The following is a 19,867-nucleotide window of genomic DNA, read 5'->3' on the forward strand; positions in this document are numbered from 1 at the left end:
GTGGGTTCGCTGCAACTGAAATCCATCCGAAAGGCCTTCGGCGATCATGAAGTGCTGAAGGGCATCGACCTCGAGGTTAAGGATGGCGAGTTCGTCATCTTCGTGGGTCCATCCGGCTGCGGCAAGTCCACGCTGCTGCGGGTCATTGCAGGCCTTGAGGATGCGTCATCCGGCTCGATCCGGATCGACGACCAGGAAATGGCAACGACCCCGCCCGCCAAGCGCGGCATCGCCATGGTCTTCCAGTCCTATGCGCTCTACCCGCATCTGACGGTGAAGGACAATATGGGCCTAGGTCTGAAGCAGGCCGGAACGGACAAGGCCGAGATCGAGACGCGGGTGTCGAATGCCTCGTCGCTCCTATCGCTCGATCCCTATCTCGCCCGACGCCCGGCAGAGCTCTCGGGTGGTCAGCGCCAGCGCGTGGCGATCGGTCGTGCCATCGTGCGGGAACCGAAACTCTTCCTGTTCGACGAGCCGCTTTCCAACCTCGATGCGGCGCTGCGCGTCCAGACGCGGCTCGAGATCGCCCGCCTGCACCGGCGCCTGAAGGCGACGATGATCTACGTCACCCACGACCAGGTTGAGGCGATGACGCTTGCCGACAAGATCGTCGTCCTCAGCGCCGGCGCGATCGAGCAGGTCGGGTCTCCAATGGAGCTTTACAACAAGCCGGCCAACGTCTTCGTCGCCGGTTTCATCGGCTCGCCGCAGATGAACTTCATCCCGGGCGAAACGCTTTCCGAAAGCGGCATCAAGACCATCGGCATCCGGCCGGAGCATATCGCCCTGTCGCGAGAAAGCGGCGACTGGAAGGCCAAGGTAGTCCATGCCGAGCACCTCGGCGCCGATACCATCCTCTATCTCGAAACCGAGACGGCGGGCCTCATCACGGTCCGTCTGTTCGGCGAGCATCGCTATGGTCCAGACGACATCGTCTTTGCCACACCGGACAAGGCCTCGCTGCACCGGTTCGACGAAAACGATCAGGCGATCGGTTAACCTTTAAATCGGCTGTAACCAGTTTCGTGTTCCACTACCTCCAATGCGGGAAAGCGAACCTTTGCGCTCCTTCCGCGTTATGGGGATGGAGGAAACGGCAATGACGGTAATTTTAATTATGATTGCAGCGGTCGCCACTCTCGCAGGGACCGGCGCCCTGGTGGTTCGCCAGATCGCGGATGCTCGCCGCCAGCAGTACCAGGACGAGGTTCTGGCCTCAGATCTCGGCTATCTGCGCGAAGTCGAGCGCACCAAGAAGCGCTTCCGGCACGCGGCCCACAAAACCCGCAAACTCGCCGCCCGCCGCACCCGGATCCATCAGACCAAAGCTGCACACAGCACAGCCGCGTACTTCGCGAATTAAGCTTTGTCGGCCTCTATTCAGCAGTCGGTTTATTGCGAGAAAGGTTTGGTGGAGCTAAGCGGGATCGAACCGCTGACCTCTTGCATGCCATGCAAGCGCTCTCCCAGCTGAGCTATAGCCCCATCAGGGTGGTCCGGGTGTTCCGGTCCTTGGGAACTCCGAAGCAGCGATGCTGACCGGAGTGGCGGCTTATTACGTCCGGTTTTCGGAGAGTGCAAGCCTGTTTTTCAAAGCCCGGCAATTTTTCTTCAAATTACCGGGCTTTAGGTCGAAAGATCAATTCTCGTCGTCGTCGCCGCCAACGCCGACAATGCCGGTTACGTCGTCGTCTTCATCGTCTTCGTCGGCTTCGAGGAAGGTGTTGTCGTCATCGTCGCCGATATCGACATCATCGTCGTCGCCCAGATCCGGGATGTCGTCGCCGGTTGCCGCATCGTCGGCGTCGTCGGTTGCGACGGGCTCGACAGTTGGGTTCTCGACGTCGACTTCCTCGACATCTTCTTCTTCCGCCTGCTCCAGCTTTGCAGCGGCGCTGTTTTCGGCGAAGAACGACAACGGCCAGGACTTGCCGCTATAGGGGGAAACGACGGGATCGCGGTTCAGATCGTAAAACTTCTTGCCGGTATCCGGGTCGGTGCGCTTGGTTCCGAGTTCCGCTTTAGCCACTATCAAAGCCTCATGAGATGGCCGAACAGGTCGGCGAAGCCGCATAAAGCGGCAATCAATGGGTGAAAAATCTAAGCCGGTCCCCATAAGGCCTGGCGGGCTCCATGTCAAAGACTAACTTTTCCTGAATTCCTTGGCAGGCAGGCTAATGACCCGCCTTTTGCTTTGTGATAACGACGGCGGAAATCAAAGGCATACGAGCAAGGACCGATCATGTCGCATGGGATTGCCCTCAAACCGGCAAAGTCGAGAAGATCGACAAACCTCACCGGGACCGTCCGCATCCCGGGCGACAAGTCCATCTCGCATCGTTCCTTCATGTTCGGAGGCCTGGCTGCCGGAGAGACGCGGATCACCGGCCTCCTGGAAGGCGAAGACGTCATCAACACCGGCAAGGCGATGCGTGCCATGGGCGCGAAGATCGACAAGGTCGGCGCTGAGTGGATCATCCAGGGCACCGGCAACGGCGCGCTGCTGGCACCGCAGGCGCCTCTCGATTTCGGCAATGCCGGCACCGGCTGCCGCCTGACGATGGGTCTGGTCGGCGTCTACGATTTCGAGTCCACCTTTATCGGCGATGCCTCGCTGTCCAAGCGGCCGATGGGCCGGGTGCTCGATCCATTGCGCGAGATGGGCGTCCAGGTGACGTCGATGGCCGGCGACAGGCTGCCCGTCACGCTGCGTGGTCCGCGCACGCCCAACCCCATCGTCTACCGCGTGCCCATGGCCTCGGCGCAGGTCAAGTCCGCGGTGCTGCTTGCCGGCCTCAACACGCCTGGTGTCACCACGGTGATCGAACCGGTGATGACCCGCGACCATACCGAAAAGATGCTGCAGGGTTTCGGCGCCGATCTGACCGTCGAGACGGATGCCGACGGCGTTCGCACGATCCGGCTGGAAGGTCGCGGCGCTCTCAAGGGGCAGGTGATCGACGTGCCCGGCGATCCGTCCTCGACCGCGTTCCCGCTTGTGGCCGCCATCCTGGTGCCGGGTTCGGACGTGACCATCATGAACGTCCTGATGAACCCCACCCGCACCGGTCTTATTCTGACGCTGCAGGAAATGGGCGCGGATATCGAGGTGATGAATGCCCGCAGCGCCGGTGGCGAGGATGTGGCCGACCTGCGCGTCCGCGGCTCCGACCTCAAGGGCGTCACTGTTCCCGCCGATCGTGCACCATCGATGATCGACGAATATCCCGTCCTCGCGGTCGCCGCAGCCTTTGCGGAGGGAACGACGACGATGCTCGGTCTCGAGGAACTGCGCGTCAAGGAGTCCGACCGTCTCTCGGCCGTCGCTGAAGGTCTGAAGCTGAACGGCGTCGATTGCGATGAAGGCAAGGAAACGCTGGTGGTGCGCGGCCGTCCAGGCGGCAAGGGCTACGGCAATCCGTCCGGCGCTGCCGTCGTCACCTATCTCGATCACCGCATCGCCATGAGCTTCCTCGTTCTCGGTCTCGCATCGGAACACGAAGTCACTGTCGACGACGCCTCGATCATCGCCACCAGCTTTCCAGAATTCATGGATCTGATGACCGGTCTCGGCGCGCAGATCGAGAACCAGACCGACGGAAAGATCTGAGGCGCACGCCAATGTACCAACCGCCGCATTTCCGCGAAGACGATCTCGGCACCCAGCATGCGCTGATCCGCGCCTATCCGCTGGGCATGCTGATCACATCGGGAAATGCCGGTCTGCTGGCCAACCCGGTGCCGTTTCACCTCGATGGAGAAGCCTCTGATAAAGGCGTGCTGCGGCTGCATCTTGCCCGGGCGAACAGCCAGTGGAAAGACATCCGCGACGGCGCGAGTGTCCTTGCTGTGTTTCAGGGCGCCGATAGCTACGTCACACCGTCCTGGTACCAGACCAAGCAGGAGACGGGTAAGGTCGTGCCCACCTGGAACTATGCCATCGTTCAGGCCCGCGGCCCGGCCCGCATCGTCGAAGACGCCGGCTGGCTGCTTGCCCAGATCGAGGCGATCACCAGCCAGCATGAAAACAGCCGGCCGATGCCCTGGTCCGTCAACGATGCACCAGACGATTTCATTTCCGCCCAGTTGAAGGGTATCGTCGGTGTCGAGATCGAGATCTCGGAGATCGAAGGAAAGTGGAAGGTCAGTCAGAACCGCCCGGTCGGAGATCGCGAAGGCGTTGCCTCCGGACTTGATAACATGCCCGGACAGGACCAAATGGCTGAACTTGTCCGCCGCTACGGAGCCTCCCGCCTGACATGAATTCTGCAGATAACACTACGCCTCTGGTGATCGCAATCGATGGCCCTGCGGCAGCCGGCAAGGGAACCCTGTCGCGCCAGATCGCCGAAACCTACGGCTTCCAGCATCTCGATACGGGCCTCACCTACCGCGCAGCGGCCAAGGCGCTACTCGACCGGGGTCTGCCCCTCAACGACGAGGCCGTTGCCGAGACGATGGCGCGAGACGTTGAACTTGCAGGCCTCGACCGCGAAATCCTCTCGGCCCATGCGATTGGCGAAGCGGCCTCGAAGATCGCCGTCATGCCCGCCGTGCGCCGGGCGCTGGTGGAAGCGCAGCAGGCGTTTTCGAAGCGCAAGCCCGGAACGGTGCTCGACGGGCGCGATATCGGCACCGTCGTCTGCCCCGATGCACCCGTGAAACTATATGTCACCGCATCGCCTGAAGTGCGCGCCAGACGCCGTTACGACGAGATCGTTGGCCGCGGCGATGCCGCAGATTTCGACGAGATTTTTGCCGATGTGCGAAAGCGCGACGAGCGCGACATGGGGCGTGCCGACAGCCCTTTGAAGCCTGCGAAAGACGCGCACTTGCTTGATACGTCAGAAATGGGTATAGAGGCCGCGTTTCAGGCCGCGAAGGCGATTATCGACGCCGCCCTGAAAGGATGATGACCGACCGGATAACCGGCGGCGCATTCGAGCCCGATATCTTAGTCCTTGCGCCGGATTGCCTCTGAACATGACGAGGCGGGCTTGGATTTCGGGTGTGATCAACACGAACCCACGGCGCAATGTGTCCTTGACTGGACACGACCAGGAGATTTCATGGCAGTAACTAACCCGTCGCGGGAGGACTTCGCAGCCCTTCTCGAAGAATCCTTCGCAACCAATGATCTGGCCGAAGGCTACGTTACCAAAGGTCTGGTAACGGCGATCGAAAAGGACATGGCCGTTGTTGACGTCGGCCTCAAGGTCGAAGGTCGCATCGCGCTGAAGGAATTCGGCGTCAAGGGCAAAGACGGTTCGCTGAAGGTCGGCGACGAAGTCGAAGTCTATGTCGAGCGCATCGAAAACGCGCTTGGCGAAGCAGTTCTGTCGCGCGAGAAGGCTCGCCGCGAAGAGAGCTGGGTCAAGCTCGAAGTCAAGTTCGAAGCTGGCGAACGCGTTGAAGGCGTTATCTTCAACCAGGTCAAGGGCGGCTTCACGGTCGATCTCGACGGCGCTGTTGCCTTCCTTCCGCGCAGCCAGGTCGACATTCGTCCGATCCGCGACGTGACCCCGCTGATGCACAACCCGCAGCCCTTCGAAATCCTCAAGATGGACAAGCGTCGCGGCAACATCGTTGTTTCGCGTCGTACGGTTCTCGAAGAGTCCCGTGCAGAACAGCGCTCGGAAATCGTTCAGAACCTTGAAGAAGGTCAGGTTGTTGACGGCGTCGTCAAGAACATCACCGATTACGGTGCGTTCGTTGACCTCGGCGGCATCGATGGCCTGCTGCACGTGACCGACATGGCATGGCGCCGCGTCAACCATCCGTCGGAAATCCTGTCCATTGGCCAGCAGGTCAAGGTTCAGATCATCCGCATCAACCAGGAAACCCACCGCATCTCGCTCGGCATGAAGCAGCTCGAGTCGGATCCGTGGGATGGCATTGCTGCCAAGTACCCGGTTGGCAAGAAGATCTCCGGTACCGTCACGAACATCACGGACTACGGCGCATTCGTCGAGCTGGAGCCAGGCATCGAAGGCCTGATCCACATCTCGGAAATGTCCTGGACCAAGAAGAACGTACATCCCGGCAAGATCCTTTCGACCACGCAGGACGTCGACGTTGTCGTTCTCGAAGTCGATCCGTCGAAGCGCCGCATCTCGCTCGGTCTCAAGCAGACCCTCGAGAACCCATGGCAGGCATTTGCGTTCAGCCATCCGGCCGGCACTGAAGTCGAAGGCGAAGTCAAGAACAAGACCGAATTCGGCCTGTTCATCGGCCTCGACGGCGACGTTGACGGCATGGTTCACCTCTCCGACCTCGACTGGAACCGTCCAGGCGAACAGGTCATCGAGGAGTTCAACAAGGGCGACGTCGTCAAGGCTGTCGTTCTGGATGTGGACGTCGAGAAGGAGCGTATCTCGCTCGGCATCAAGCAGCTTGGCAAGGATGCTGTCGGCGAAGCCGCAACATCCGGCGAACTGCGCAAGAACGCTGTCGTTTCGTGCGAAGTCATCGCCGTCAACGACGGTGGTGTTGAAGTGAAGCTTGTTGCTCACGAAGACATCACGTCCTTCATCCGCCGCAACGACCTGGCACGCGATCGCGACGATCAGCGTCCGGAGCGTTTCTCGGTTGGTCAGGTTTTTGACGCCCGCGTCACGAACTTCTCCAAGAAGGATCGCAAGGTCATGCTGTCGATCAAGGCTCTCGAGATCGCTGAAGAAAAGGAAGCAGTTGCACAGTTCGGTTCGTCCGACTCAGGCGCTTCGCTCGGCGACATCCTCGGCGCGGCTCTGAAGAACCGCGGCGGCGAGTAATCGTTGTAGCTTGAAATGCGAAAGCCGCCGGATCGAAAGATCCGGCGGCTTTTTTCGTGCCCGCTATTTATCTCGGCCGCGTATTGAGCGGCTGCTCAGGTCCATCCAGCCATGCGCCAGTAGAGGTCGTTCGGACGACGATCGTCGTTGCTGGCCTCCGAGGACGCGGCTTCGCCGTCGCCCGGGTTGTCGTCGTCAGTCGGCTCGTTGCCGTCATCAGGGTGATCGAACGCCTGGTCCTGGCTGTGGTCGGCTTCGCCATCCTCGTCGACTGCCGTCACCGGCTGCGTCTTGCGGTTTTCGCGCTTTGGCTCATCTTCAGCCATGGGGTAGGGGACAAAGTGCAAGCCTATCGCCTCGCGCTGGACAAGCGGGAGCGGCACCGGCATCGGCTGGATGTCAGGGTCTGGCACGGCCTCCGGGGGGCCGCTGGTTTTTGCGGTGGTGGCGTGACGTTCGTTTGCGATGCGTAGCAGATCGTCCTCGGCATGCGTTATCCCGGCCGTATGCACCGCGTCTATGTCCGGAGCAGCCGGGGCAGGTTGTCCCTGTCTGCCGGCATGTGCCACCGTTCCACTGCCCCCTCCGCCAAACAGGTTCTTGAAAAGTGCCGCTGTCGAATTCTCGACCGGAGCTCCTGTCGCGAGCAGCGCCGCCTGAAGCGCGCTTGGTGCGATCGCAGACACGAGTTGCGCGAGATTGCTGGGCCATTCCACAGCGGGTTTTGGCGCCGTCGTGGCGTCTCCAAACTGCGGGATCTTCAATTCGTTGTCGAAGGCGTCGATAACCGCTGCGACCAGAGCCCCGGTATTCGTCACGGTCGCGATGCCCGGCACGGCGGTCCGCGGCAGGGCTCCTGGCAAGACTTGCGGCACCGGCTTCGCATCTGCAGCCAAGATCGGTGCGGCTTGCGCAGGCGCCGGGCTCGCGTCCGGCTTGATCGGAACCGCGTTTGGGACGGCGGGAGACGGCGTGGCGGGTTTGGTTTGCAGGTCGGAGGTTGCCGTCGCGGGACCTTCTGATCGGACCGGCATCGGCCGCGCAAGGATCGCCTCGCGGGTCGGCTCTTCCTGCAAGTCAACGAGGGGCGGCAGCAGTTGGGGTCTTTGAAGCTCCTTACCGGGAACCTTAGTGTCAGGAGCCGCGGCGGCTGACCCGCTCGTGGGTGGCGAGAACGGAGCGATAGCTGGTGCCGCTGCACCGGTGGCGGGCGGCGTTGCGCTGGTGGCGGGTGACGTCACCGACTGCGATTTTGCTCCGATATCAGGCAAAGCACCGGGGGATGGCCTGGGGGTCTCTGTACTTGCTGTGTCCGGAGCAGAAGCTGGCAGAGGCACTACCGGCGATGCGGGGCTGGGCGTCGAGGGCTGGAGCGCTGAGGGCGCGGGCGATGATGGGCCGGGCAAGGAGGGGCCAGTCTGGGCAACTGCCGGCGGGGGGCCGGGCCGCGTCGCAGGAGAGGGTGTCGCACCGTCTTTTGGAAGGCTGGCGATTTCATTCTGTCGATACGAGCTGACCGCTGCATTCTCCGCCTGATCGCTATCCGCTACCAGCGCTGCTTCGAGCGACAGGATCAGCCGTGCTGCATCGAGACCTGCCGGGTTCTTGAGAATTTCAGCCAGCAGCGACACGGACATGCCCTTCACCAGCTGGCTTAGCGTTTTCTCGAGCGCTGCAATGTCGTCCGCATTCATGGACTGCACGGTGACAGTCAGGCGCTCCGCGTAGTCTGCCAGCGTCTCGCCGTCGTTTCGTGGTATCTGCAGGATTTGGCCGATCGTTTCCGCGAAGATGGACGACCCGTAGGCGAGCTGCAACTGTCCAGACAGCGAGAGTAGGTTCAGGCGGTCCCCCGTAAGCATTCCGCCTCTGGAGGAGATTGCGGGATCACCTTCTGCGGATGCAGCGATGGAACGCGTTGCCGCAATCGGACGTGCCGAAGAGAGTGGGTCGGCCTGCATGCTTTGCGTAGCACCGACGGGGGTCAGCATGGCGTGCTTCCATCTCTCGCGTGTGAAGGGAGGGGACAACTCGGCCGCACACGACCGCACGCGCAAGGAGCACGCCGAAACTGTGCCGCCATCTCATGGCGCACGATTTGCCGATCAGCAATTTTAAGCGCGCTATGGTTAAATCATCGCTAATCACTGGTTTTCACGGGCCGATGGTCAGCTGTGCGCAAAAATGTCGGTCTCGCCCCATCCGAGCAGATCGAGCTTTGCACGGGTCGGCAGGAACTCGAAACAAGCCGTGGCGTGTTCGATACGCTCATCGCGGAGCAGGCGTTCGGTCAGCTTGTCGCGCAGCGCATGAAGGTGAAGCACGTCGGACGCCGCATATTCCAGTTGGGCCTGCGACAGGGTTTCGGCCGCCCAGTCGGTCTGCTGCTGCGCCTTGGAGATGTCGACGTCGAGCAACTCTCTCAGATTGTCCTTGAGGCCATGTCGATCCGTATAGGTCCGCACAAGCCGCGATGCGACCTTGGTGCAGAAGACAGGCGTGGTCGTAACCCCGAACGTGTGAAACAGAACTGCGATATCGAACCGTCCGTAGTGGAAGATCTTCTGCCGGGCGGGATCGGCAAGCAGTGCGACGAGATTGGGAGCTTGCTTCTGCCCGGCTGCGATCCGGATGACGTCCGCGGTTCCGTCGCCTGGTGAGAGCTGCACGACACAAAGCCTGTCGCGGCGCGGGACGAGGCCAAGCGTTTCTGTATCGATTGCGATCGCGCCTGTGTAGCGCGACGCGTCGGAGGCCGGGATGTCCCCCTGATGGTACCGTATCGACGTCTTCATGCGTGTCTCCGCTGTCAGGCTCTATGCGGGATAACCTAGAGGAAAGCTCCGGTGGAAGCACGCGGCCGCATCGTCTTATCCCGGACTATGGCTATCGCTTGGCGACGACGAAACACGAACGCGTGAGCAATTGCCCAGCAATGCAGCAAACGCATTGCTGCATTGCAGCAGAGCCTCTTGGCGCACCGGGAAGATATGGCTAGAAGTTTGGTCATCGAACGACGCACCTCCTCCTCCCAGTGTCGTTCGATACGGATCAACAACACCCTCCTCCTCCCAGTTGTTGATCAAGTTTAAAGCCTGGCGCATCCTCCTCCCGCGCCAGGCTTTTCTCGTTTTGTATCCCTTAAAATCCTCTATGACCGGCTCTGCCTCCGCAGAACGCCTTGCTGCGCAATAAGAAAAAGCCAGCGCATCGCTGCACTGGCTTGTCCGGCATAAAGGTGGATCTGCAGGTCAGCCCAGAGCTTCTATCGCCTTCATCACGTCGTCGTCGATCTTGAGACCGTGCTGGATGCTTTCGGCGCGAAGACCGCGGCCTCGCCGGCCGGGCAGGCGGACACCGTCCTGCTTTGCCATTTCGCTCGCCAATGCCGCAAAGCGTTCTGCCGCGCCGCCACCCGTCGTGGCATCCGGATCGATGACGATCAGCGACTGGCCAAGCGCCGGCGGAGATCCGGTCTCGTCAAACAGCGAGCTGGCCTGGTAGGAGTAATGCGCACCGCCGATGCCGGCCGCCATCACTTCGACCATGAGTGCAAGCGCTGCCCCCTTGGCGCCCCCGGATGGCGCCATCGTTCCCTTGATCGCGGCAAATGCGTCGGTTGTCGGATTGCCGTCGGTGTCGAACGCCCAGTCGTCGGGAATACTGGTGCCCTTCTGGGTCGCTTCCATCACCTTGCCGCGGGCAACCTTGGAGAGTGCTAGATCGATGACCAGCGGCTCGTCACCGGCAATAGGCGCCGCAAAAGCGATCGGATTGGTGCCGAACAGCGGCACCTTGCCACCCCAGGGGGCCATGGAGGCGGGCGCGTTGGCAAACATCATCGCAACCAGCCCCTGCTCGGCAAAGCGCTCCACGGTCAACGCCATGACGCCTGCATGGTGCGAACGGTTGATGGCGGCAAAGGCGATGCCCTGTTCGCGCGCAATCGCTGGAAGTTCCAAGACAGCGAGATCGAGCGCCGGATAGGCAAAGCTAAAGTCCGCGTCGATTGCAAGAACTGCGGGCCTTGGCCTGCTCGCCTTAGGCCGAGCAGTGCCATCCACCTTGCCGGTCCGCACCTGTTTGACATAGGCCGGGATGCGGCGAAGCCCGTGACCGGACTGGCCGGCGGCTTCCGCCTGCACCAGGGCGCGGGCAACCGAGCGTGCGGTGCTATCAAGCACGCCGTTGGCTTCGAAAACGCCGCTCACCAGCGTTTCGGCTTCTTCAAGGGTAATCTGCATGGACAAGCTGTTCCGGGAGCGAGTGTTAAGGAGGGCAACCGAACCCGAAAGCACGGCTACTTGCACTCTACCGACTGAGTGATGAGGCTTGCAACACCTGCCGGTGCGATCGGAACAGGTGATGCGCGTCGAACGGCTGAGACGACGTAGTCGTCTATACGCGTATCTCCAGACGATCTGGCAACGGACACGCGCCCGATATTGCCAGCGCTATCGAAATTGAAGCTGATCGTCACGATCCCCTTCTGGTTTGACGGGCAGCGGCGGGCATTACGGGCGATCTTCGTGCGCACGCGGGTCATCCAGGTGGACGGTGACATCGTCGAGGCCACCGATCCGCTCGAGGTCTGCGCAGCGGCCGTGCGCTCCGACGGCTTTGCCTGAACCTTTGCCTGCGCCTTTTCCTTCTGCGCCTGCGGCTGACGCCGTGGCTTTTCTACCTTCTGGACCGGCTTCGGTGGTGGTGGACGAGTGACCGGCAGCGGGACTTCCACGTTCTCCAACGCTGCGGTGACCTTCTGCTCGATCGGATCGACAGGCTCGGGCGGCGGCGTTTCGACGATCTCCGGCGGCGGGGGCGTTTCCTCCGGCAGCGGCGTCTCGATCACGGGTTCCGGCGGCGGTTCGGGTGTCTCCTCAGCCACTTCCGGTGGCGGTTCGACCGGTGGCGGCTCCTCGACGGGTTCGACCTCTTCGACCGGCTCGGTCTGCTGGGTCTCGACCAGTTGCCGGTCTTCGGTGTCGGTAGCGATCTGCTCTTCGTCCGGGATCGCCGCCTCCGGCTCCGGCGCAAGCTCGATCATGATGGCGGCCTGCGGACCGTTGTCGGCAAGTTCCTCCGGCTCTTGCCTCATCAGAAGCGCTGCGGCGGCAATGTGGACCGTGAGCACAAGGATAGCGGCAGATCCCCACAGCGCGATCTCGCCGATCCTGCTCGCATATCCTCTGCGCTGCATGGCAAGGCTCATGGAGCGCCTCCGGTGGCCGGCGAAGCGGCTGGTGCAGGCGCTGCTGGTGCGGCGGGTGTAGACGCTGGCGCCTGTTGGGCACCCGACGCGGCCTCCAACCCGACCAGCGCAATCTTCAGGTAGCCGGAATCGCGCAGCAGGTTCATCACTTCCATGAACTGCCCGTAATCGACGGCCTTGTCGGCCCGCAGGAAGATCCGCGTATCCTTGTTGCCTTCGGTCTGACGGTCGAGATTTGCGGCAAACTGTTCGCGCGCGACCTGATCGTTGCCGATATTGAGCGACAGGTCGTCCTTGACCGTCACGTAGAGAGGCTCGTCCGGTCGTTCTGCGGGCTTTGCGCTGGAGGCGGGAAGATCGACATTGACGTCGACCGTCGACAGCGGCGCGGCCACCATGAAAATGATCAGGAGCACCAGCATGACGTCGATAAACGGCGTCACGTTGATCTCGTGATTTTCGGGAAGTTCATCGCCGTGATGTTCGCGAATGCCGCCTGCCATGGAATTATTCCCCCGCGACCAGAGACATTGACGCAGGCCGGCGTCCGCCTGGCGGCACCTTGCGGAAATCGAGATCGCGGCTGACCAGTCGTTCGACACCGGAAGCAGCGTCGGCCAGCAGCTGGCGGTAGCCGGTGACCGAGCGGGCGAAGGCGTTGTAGATGATGACAGCAGGAATTGCGGCGACCAGACCAAGGGCGGTCGCAAGCAGCGCTTCGGCGATGCCGGGTGCCACGACCGCAAGGTTGGTCGTGTTGGACTGCGAAATGCCGATGAAGGAATTCATGATGCCCCAGACCGTGCCGAACAGGCCGACAAACGGACCGACCGAACCGATCGAGGCAAGAATGCCCGTGCCGCGGGCCATGCGCCGTCCGGAATAGGCTTCGATGCGCGACAGGACCGAAGATACGCGCTCCTTGACACCATCGGTATGGGCGTAGTCGAGAGCAGCTTCGGAAAGCTCCACCTCTTCGGTCGCCGCGCGCAGCATCAGGGCCGCAGGCCCGCCGCGGCTGCCTGTCGTCTCAAGCGCTTCCGGCAGCGTATGCGCGCCCTGGATGATCTTGAGGACGCGCCTGGCGCGGGTACGGGCGCCCATCAGCTCAAGCGTCTTTGCGATCCAGATCGTCCATGTGAGAAGCGAGGCAATGGCAAGGCCGATCATCACGGCCTTCACCACCCAGTCGGCCGCCATGAACATGCCCCAGGGCGAAAGATTGTGAGGAATATCGGCGCGCGCTTCGGGGGAAGATACACCCGTTGCAGCCGGAGCCTGCTCGATTGGCGTCACGGAGGGAGCAGCAGGTTCTGCCGGGGTTGCGTCTTGAACGGGTGGCGGGGTCTGCTGTGTCGTAGGAGCAGCGCTTGGAGGAGCAAGGGCCGGCGCCGTCTGTTGTGCCGGACCAGGCGCTTCCGGTGCAGGCGCCTCGACCTGCGCGACCGCATTTGTCGTCATCAGCATCAAGGCAGCAATCGTTGTCACGAGGGGACCGGGCCCGGCAACGCGCAACTGCTTCCTGTAGAGGTGAGACTTCGGGACAACGGACATGGCAGCGATACTCCGACTGGTCGCCGGAAGGCTCAGGTGGCCCAACGGCTCGATATCATTCAGCCGGTCCGAAAACTGAGGGCGGCGGCTTGCCGCTATGCGATAATAAACATGAGTGTGGTTGGCAACTATAATCGGGAGAGTATCGCTTATATTTGACTGCTTCGTCATGATTTGGTCCGCATGGCCCTGCTGCCAGCCGCAGCCTGTCTCCCAAAGCTCCGCACAAACGAAAAAACCGCCGGAGATTTCTCTTCGGCGGTTGATGGTTTCGGCAGCGCTAAACTTACAGCGTGCGCGTGATGTGCTCCACGCGGAAGCACTCGATCGTGTCGCCTGCGCGGATATCTTCGTAGTTTTCGAACGCCATACCGCATTCCTGACCCATCGGCACTTCGCCAACTTCGTCCTTGAAGCGCTTGAGCGTCTTGAGCTTGCCTTCGTGAATGACAACGTTGTCGCGCAGCAGGCGAACACCTGCACCACGCTCGACCTTGCCTTCGACGACGCGGCAACCTGCAACCTTGCCGGTCTTCGTGATGTTGAACACCTCGAGGATTTCGGCATTGCCAAGGAAGGTCTCGCGACGTTCTGGCGAAAGCAGACCGGACATTGCTGCCTTCACGTCATCCACCAGATCGTAGATGATGTTGTAGTAGCGGATCTCGGTGCCGGCACGATCGGCCGCTATGCGCGCCTGTGCGTTGGCACGGACGTTGAAGCCGATGATCGCTGCTTCGGAGGATTCGGCAAGCGCCAGATCCGACTCGGTGATAGCACCTGCGCCCGAATGGACGATGCGGGCGCGGACTTCGTCGGTGCCAAGCTTGTCGAGAGCGCCGATGATGGCTTCGACAGAACCCTGAACGTCGCCCTTGATGAGCAGCGGGAATTCCTTGTAGCCGGTATTCTGCAGCTTGCTCATCATCTGTTCGAGCGAACCGCGCTGACCGGACTGGCGAGCAACCGCCTTGTCGCGGGCAAGCCGCTGGCGATATTCGGAAATCTCGCGAGCACGGCTCTCGTTTTCAACGACGGCAAACTTGTCGCCGGCAGCAGGCGTGCTGGAAAGACCGAGCACTTCGACCGGCATGGCCGGGCCGGCTTCCTTGACGTGAACACCCTTGTCGGTCACGAGCGCGCGGACGCGGCCCCACTGATCGCCGGCAACGATGATCTGGCCAGGCTTCAGCGTGCCCTTCTGGACGAGCACGGTTGCAACCGCACCGCGGCCACGGTCGAGCTGGGCTTCGATGACGATGCCTTCGGCCGTACGGACCGGATCTGCCTTCAGGTCGAGAATTTCGGCCTGCAGCAGAACAGCCTCGAGCAGCTTGTCGAGATTGGTCTTGTTCTTGGCCGAAACTTCGACGTCGAGAACTTCACCGCCCAGCGATTCAACGAACACTTCGTGCTGCAGCAGCTGCTGGCGCACCTTGTCCGGGTTGGCTTCGTGCTTGTCGATCTTGTTGATCGCCACGATGATCGGAACGCCGGCAGCCTTTGCGTGGCTGATGGATTCGATCGTCTGCGGCATCACGCTGTCGTCGGCTGCAACCACGAGGATCGCGATGTCAGTCGCCTGCGCACCACGGGCACGCATGGCCGTAAAGGCGGCGTGACCGGGGGTATCGATGAAGGTGATCTTCTGGCCGTTCTGTTCGACCTGATAGGCACCGATATGCTGGGTGATGCCACCGGCTTCACCCGAAACTACGTTGGCCTGGCGGATCGCGTCGAGAAGCGAGGTCTTGCCATGGTCGACGTGACCCATGATCGTCACGACCGGAGGACGCGACACCATTTCGCCGGCGTCGTCCATCTGGTTGAAGATACCTTCTTCAACGTCCGATTCCGAAACGCGCTTGACCGTATGGCCGAATTCACCGGCAATGATTTCAGCGAGATCGGCGTCGATGACGTCGCCGGCCTTCATCATCTGGCCTTCCTTCATCAGGTACTTGATAACGTCGACGGCGCGTTCAGACATGCGCTGCGACAGTTCCTGAATGGTGATGGTCTCAGGCAGGATCACCTCGCGCATAACCTTTTCGCGGGTTTCCTGCATTTGGCTGCGGCGGAACTTTTCCTGCCGGCGGCGCATGGCAGCCATCGAACGACCGCGGCCGGTGCCGTCATCATCGGTGCTGGCAGCAGTGATTGTCAGCTTGCCTTGGCGACGGCCTTCTTCGACCTTCGGGCGTGTCGGTGGCTTGGCAGGAACGGGCGCTGCAACGCGGCCGCGACCTGGAATGGTCCGGGCAGGTGCGCGATCCTCTTCCTCGTCGTTGCGGCGACCACGTCCGATGACGGGGGCGGCAACAGGTGCGGCTCCCGGCGTCGGGCGAGCCGAGTTACGGTTGTCCTGGGTATTGGCGTTGCGATCTGCAGCGGCTGGCGCTGGCGCAACCGGTGCCGGACGCAGAGCTTCCTCGGCAGCGCGTGCCTTGGCTTCTTCGGCCAGACGTGCTGCCTCGGCTGCTTCTTCGACCTTGCGGCGCTCGTCTTCTACCTTACGGCGCGCATCATCCTCGACGCGCTGCTTGGCTTCGACCACATCGCGCGCCTGGGCTTCGACGAGTGCGCGACGGCGTGCATCCATCTCGCTTGCGGACAGGTCGTGCAGGACAGCACCACCCGAACGCTGCGGCTGGCGCTGCGGCTGTGACGGCTGCTGCGGACGCTGGCCCTGATGCGACGAGGGACGCTGACCCTGCGATGACGAAGGGCGCTGGCCCTGCGAAGAACCGGGGCGGTATCCCTGCGATGAAGGCTGCTGGACGCGCGGCTGCGGCGGGCTAGGCTGGCTGACGGGTGCAGCAGGGGCGGGGGTTGCAGGTGCGGCGGCGGCCACAGGGGCGGCTGGTGCCGGCGCTGCAGGGGTTGCCGGCTGCGGGCGTGGCGCTACAGGAGCGGCTGCCTCGACTGGCCGAGGGGCCGGTGCTGCGATCGGTGTAATTGGCTTTTCGTCGAGCGGACGGGTCGGACGGCGCTTGACCGTCTCGACGACGACCGCCTTGGTCCGGCCGCGACCCATGTCCTGGCGCACAGTACCCTGGGTCACACCCGATGGTTTCAGGGTAAGGGTCTTCTTCACGCCCAGTGTCTTGTCGTCGTTGTTATCAGTCATTCCGTTCCTGTTCCTTCGGACAGGAACAGATGGAAGCCATCAGTGCCTGTCGTTCAATTCGTACATATCGATGTGCGTCCGGCAAAAACCGGTAACCGCGTCATTGTTTCGGCATGTCAGCGACACCTTTTGTCTGGGACAGACCGCCCTTGCGGTACTGTTCAAGTAGGTTTGCGCGTTTCACTACACCTTCACCCGCCTGTCCCGCAAGCGCGCAGGCATGGATAAAAGCATTCTGGCCCATCACTTCGTCCAGTTCGGCCCCCGTGAAGAGCAAAAAGGATGGAATTTCTTCCTCGGCATTCGAGCCGAATTTGAAGGCCTTGCGGGCCTGATCGATCTTCCGGATACCGTCTGCCGCAGCGTCTGAGGCATGAAAGACGGCAATCGCGCCGCCGGAGCGAACTGCGGCATCGACCTTCGTCGCGCCCGAAATAAACTGGCTTGCCTTGCGGGCCATGTTCATCATGCCGATCAGATCGGCCGCGAGCAGTCTGTCAACCGTCGCCCCCAGATCGGCATCCGCCTTAGCGTCCGTCTTCAACGCGCGGGCGAAGGATTTCTTCTGGACCGCCCGGTCGATCAACGCCCGTTCGGCCTTTACCCAGCAGCCCCGCCCCGGAAGGCGACGCTTGAGATCGGGAACAACCTGGCCATCAGGCCCGGCCACGAAGCGGATCAGCGTTTCCGGTGATCCGGCTTCACGGGTGACGATGCAGGTACGGTCATTCACGATAAGCTCGTCGTCTGCATCGTCGTCTGGTTCATTGCCAATCGGGATCATTCCCGCTCGGCGGCAGGCGCCTCCTCGGCGTCTTCGGCCTCTGGTGCTTCTTCGGTGGCAAGATCCGCTTCGGTGATCCAGCCAGCCAGCAGGCGGGCCTGCACCACCATGTTTTCAGCTTCGGTGCGCGAAACCTCGAACTTCGAAAACAGACCTTCGAACTTCTTGGTCTCGCCGTCCTTGCGCTCGCTCCAGCCGACAAGGTCGTCAGCCGCGCAGCCGGCAAAATCCTCGATCGTCTTGATGCCGTCTTCGCCAAGCGCGACCAGCATCTGACCGGTCAGGCCTTCGATCTGCTTCAGTTCGTCGGCAACACCGAGTGCGACGCGCTTTGCATCGTTTTCAGACTCGATCCGCTCGAGATATTCGCGGGCGCGGGTCTGGATCTCGGTCGCCGTATCTTCGTCGAAACCGTCGATGGAGGAGATCTCATCGAGCTCGACATAGGCAAGTTCTTCAACGGCGGCAAAGCCTTCTGAAGCCAGCACCTGGCCAACCATCTCGTCGACATCGAGCGCGTCCATGAACAGGTTGGTGCGCTCGTTGAATTCCTTCTGGCGGCGCTCCGATTCCTCGGCTTCCGTCATGATGTCGATATCCCAGCCGGTCAGCTGCGATGCAAGGCGCACGTTCTGGCCACGACGACCGATCGCCAGCGACAGCTGCTCGTCCGGAACCACGACTTCGATCCGCTCGCTGTCCTCGTCGAGAACAACCTTGGAGACTTCAGCCGGCTGCAGCGCGTTGACGATGAACGATGCCGGATCCTGGCTCCACGGAATGATGTCGATCTTTTCGCCCTGCAGCTCGCCGACGACGGCCTGAACGCGCGAACCGCGCATACCGACGCAGGCGCCGACCGGATCGATCGACGAGTCGTTGGAAACGACAGCGATCTTGGCGCGCGAGCCCGGATCGCGGGCAACGGACTTGATCTGGATGATGCCGTCGTAGATTTCAGGCACTTCCATGGTGAACAGCTTCACCATGAACTGCGGATGGGTACGCGACAGGAAAATCTGCGGGCCACGCTGTTCGCGGCGCACGTCGTAGACATAGGCGCGAACGCGGTCACCGTAGCGCATGTTTTCGCGCGGGATCATCTCGTCACGGCGAATGATGCCTTCGCCACGACCGAGGTCGACGATGACGTTGCCATATTCGACGCGCTTGACGGTGCCATTGACGATTTCGCCGACGCGGTCCTTGAACTCGTCGAACTGACGGTCGCGTTCCGCTTCGCGCACCTTCTGGACGATAACCTGCTTGGCAGACTGGGCAGCGATACGACCGAAATCCATCGGCGGCAGCGGATCGGCGATGAAGTCGCCGATCTTGGCGTCAACGTTGCGATCGAGCGCCAGCGTCAGCGGGATCTGCGTGCCGTAATCCTCGGCGACATCGACCACTTCCAGCAGACGCTGGAGACGGATCTCGCCGGTCTTGGAATTGATGTCGGCACGGATGTTGGTTTCCGAACCATAGCGCGAGCGGGCGGCCTTCTGGATGGCGTCGGCCATCGCAGCCAGCACGATTTCGCGGTCGATGACCTTTTCGCGGGCTACTGCATCTGCGATCTGCAGAAGTTCAAGCCGGTTTGCGCTCACTGCCATTGTCGTTGGTCTCCGTAAGTCGAGCTATGTGCGACCTTCTCAAAGGAAGGCGTGCTGTCGGTTATTCTTCGTCAGTGTGTTCGTCGGTTTCGTCGTTCTGATTGGCGGCCTGCTGCTTGGCCGCCTTGTCAGCCCGCAACGCGTCGCGGATCAGTTCGTCGGTGAGGACAAGCTTTCCTTCGGACAGCGCCGTAAACGGAATGAGCAAATGCTGTGTCTCGCCATCGGCGACCTGATCGCGGTCGATCGTGAAGCCCTCGGACGTGACGTCGGTGATCTTGCCGCGAAAACGCTTGCGATTGTCGACCAGGATCGACGTCTCGCATTTCACGATATGGCCGTTCCAGCGCTCGAAATCGGACTTGCGCACCATCGGGCGATCGATGCCTGGCGACGATACTTCGAGATGATACTCGCGATCGATCGGATCTTCCACATCGAGAACGGGCGAGATCGCCATCGAGACGGCTTCACAGCCCTCGACATCCATCGTGCCATCGTTGCGTTCGGCCATGATCTGCAGCGTCGCGCCATTCTGATTGAGCATCCGGACGCGCACGAGGCGGAAGTCCATGGATGTCAGAACGGGCTCGATGATCTCGGCCACTCTGAGTTCAAGCCCGGTCTCGACGATCAGGCGCGGTTCGCTGTCGGTTTGTGGCATGCGCCCTCCGAATTCGTGCTCCCTGTCCGGTTTCCGGACGAGGGGGAGAAAAGCGATCGCCTAACAAAAAAGAGCGGGTCCGGGAGGGCCCACTCTTCATCGGACGATCAAGAATATGGCCTGCATATACGCTT

17 protein-coding genes and 1 tRNA gene are annotated in these 19,867 nt (G+C 61.6%); 6 read left to right on the forward strand and 12 right to left on the reverse strand.

All coding sequences use genetic code 11. The features are described 5' to 3' along the window. Nucleotides 1-1,002, forward strand: a complete 1,002-nt coding sequence (locus tag ASF70_RS06665) for an ABC transporter ATP-binding protein (protein WP_062578549.1) — start codon at nt 1-3, stop codon at nt 1,000-1,002. Nucleotides 1,003-1,102: 100 nt separating this feature from the next. Then, entirely contained in the window at nt 1,103-1,366 is a 264-nt protein-coding gene (locus ASF70_RS06670) for a hypothetical protein (protein ID WP_139283902.1), read from the forward strand. Between the two features lie 46 nt (nt 1,367-1,412). Here ASF70_RS06670 and ASF70_RS06675 read toward each other — a convergent pair. Together ASF70_RS06675 and ASF70_RS06680 are read right to left on the reverse strand one after the other, a co-directional pair. Then, a tRNA-Ala gene (locus tag ASF70_RS06675) sits at nt 1,413-1,488 on the reverse strand. A 154-nt stretch (nt 1,489-1,642) separates the two neighbouring features. After that, nucleotides 1,643-2,032 carry a TIGR02300 family protein gene (locus ASF70_RS06680; protein WP_062454214.1) on the reverse strand — a complete coding sequence of 130 codons (390 nt, stop codon included), beginning with the start codon at nt 2,030-2,032 and terminating at the stop codon, nt 1,643-1,645. Between the two features lie 213 nt (nt 2,033-2,245). Here ASF70_RS06680 and aroA point away from each other — a divergent pair, with 213 nt between their 5' ends. The 4 genes from aroA (at nt 2,246) to rpsA (ending at nt 6,776) form a co-directional block, all read left to right on the forward strand. Beyond that, a complete protein-coding gene (aroA, locus tag ASF70_RS06685; protein ID WP_062578552.1) occupies nt 2,246-3,613 on the forward strand; it encodes a 3-phosphoshikimate 1-carboxyvinyltransferase in 1,368 nt (455 codons plus the stop codon). An 11-nt stretch (nt 3,614-3,624) separates the two neighbouring features. Next, nucleotides 3,625-4,266 (forward strand): FMN-binding negative transcriptional regulator, encoded by a 642-nt coding sequence (locus ASF70_RS06690; RefSeq protein ID WP_062578554.1) that lies wholly within the window; start codon nt 3,625-3,627, stop codon nt 4,264-4,266. Continuing rightward, nucleotides 4,263-4,916, forward strand: coding sequence for a (d)CMP kinase (gene cmk, locus ASF70_RS06695; protein ID WP_062578556.1), 654 nt, complete (start codon nt 4,263-4,265; stop codon nt 4,914-4,916). Before ASF70_RS06690 ends, cmk begins: the two co-directional genes overlap by 4 nt. Before the next feature lie 156 nt (nt 4,917-5,072). After that, nucleotides 5,073-6,776: a 30S ribosomal protein S1 gene (gene rpsA, locus ASF70_RS06700; protein WP_062578558.1), complete on the forward strand. Its 1,704-nt coding sequence runs from the start codon at nt 5,073-5,075 to the stop codon at nt 6,774-6,776. 95 nt (nt 6,777-6,871) lie between these two features. Here the strand turns inward: rpsA and ASF70_RS06705 are convergent, their stop codons facing one another. From ASF70_RS06705 to rimP, 10 genes are all read right to left on the reverse strand, one after another. Next, nucleotides 6,872-8,767, reverse strand: a complete 1,896-nt coding sequence (locus ASF70_RS06705; protein WP_062578560.1) for a hypothetical protein — start codon at nt 8,765-8,767, stop codon at nt 6,872-6,874. 177 nt (nt 8,768-8,944) lie between these two features. Continuing rightward, a complete protein-coding gene (locus ASF70_RS06710; protein ID WP_062578562.1) occupies nt 8,945-9,571 on the reverse strand; it encodes a ribonuclease D in 627 nt (208 codons plus the stop codon). Nucleotides 9,572-10,027: 456 nt separating this feature from the next. Further along, complete coding sequence (locus ASF70_RS06715) at nt 10,028-11,020, reverse strand: Ldh family oxidoreductase (RefSeq protein ID WP_062578564.1); 993 nt, start codon at nt 11,018-11,020, stop codon at nt 10,028-10,030. 56 nt (nt 11,021-11,076) lie between these two features. Continuing rightward, the gene (locus tag ASF70_RS06720; RefSeq protein WP_062578566.1) at nt 11,077-11,988 is read right to left on the reverse strand and encodes an energy transducer TonB; all 912 of its coding nucleotides are present in this window, start codon (nt 11,986-11,988) and stop codon (nt 11,077-11,079) included. Next, nucleotides 11,985-12,491, reverse strand: coding sequence for a TonB system transport protein ExbD (gene exbD / locus ASF70_RS06725; RefSeq protein WP_062578568.1), 507 nt, complete (start codon nt 12,489-12,491; stop codon nt 11,985-11,987). The genes ASF70_RS06720 and exbD overlap by 4 nt, the downstream gene beginning before the upstream one ends. Before the next feature lie 4 nt (nt 12,492-12,495). After that, the gene (gene exbB, locus ASF70_RS06730; RefSeq protein WP_244474017.1) at nt 12,496-13,455 is read right to left on the reverse strand and encodes a tonB-system energizer ExbB; all 960 of its coding nucleotides are present in this window, start codon (nt 13,453-13,455) and stop codon (nt 12,496-12,498) included. A gap of 373 nt (nt 13,456-13,828) precedes the next feature. Next, on the reverse strand, nt 13,829-16,672 hold the full coding sequence (gene infB, locus ASF70_RS06735) for a translation initiation factor IF-2 (RefSeq protein WP_062578571.1): 2,844 nt from the start codon (nt 16,670-16,672) through the stop codon (nt 13,829-13,831). Nucleotides 16,673-16,772: 100 nt separating this feature from the next. Continuing rightward, the gene (locus tag ASF70_RS06740) at nt 16,773-17,456 is read right to left on the reverse strand and encodes an RNA-binding protein (protein ID WP_062578573.1); all 684 of its coding nucleotides are present in this window, start codon (nt 17,454-17,456) and stop codon (nt 16,773-16,775) included. Then, nucleotides 17,453-19,069: a transcription termination factor NusA gene (gene nusA, locus ASF70_RS06745; protein ID WP_062578575.1), complete on the reverse strand. Its 1,617-nt coding sequence runs from the start codon at nt 19,067-19,069 to the stop codon at nt 17,453-17,455. The genes ASF70_RS06740 and nusA overlap by 4 nt, the downstream gene beginning before the upstream one ends. A gap of 61 nt (nt 19,070-19,130) precedes the next feature. Further along, nucleotides 19,131-19,733: a ribosome maturation factor RimP gene (gene rimP / locus ASF70_RS06750; protein WP_062578581.1), complete on the reverse strand. Its 603-nt coding sequence runs from the start codon at nt 19,731-19,733 to the stop codon at nt 19,131-19,133. Nucleotides 19,734-19,867 lie beyond the last annotated feature (134 nt).

It is taken from the genome of Rhizobium sp. Leaf321 (genome assembly GCF_001423215.1).
GTDB lineage: Bacteria > Pseudomonadota > Alphaproteobacteria > Rhizobiales > Rhizobiaceae > Neorhizobium > Neorhizobium soli.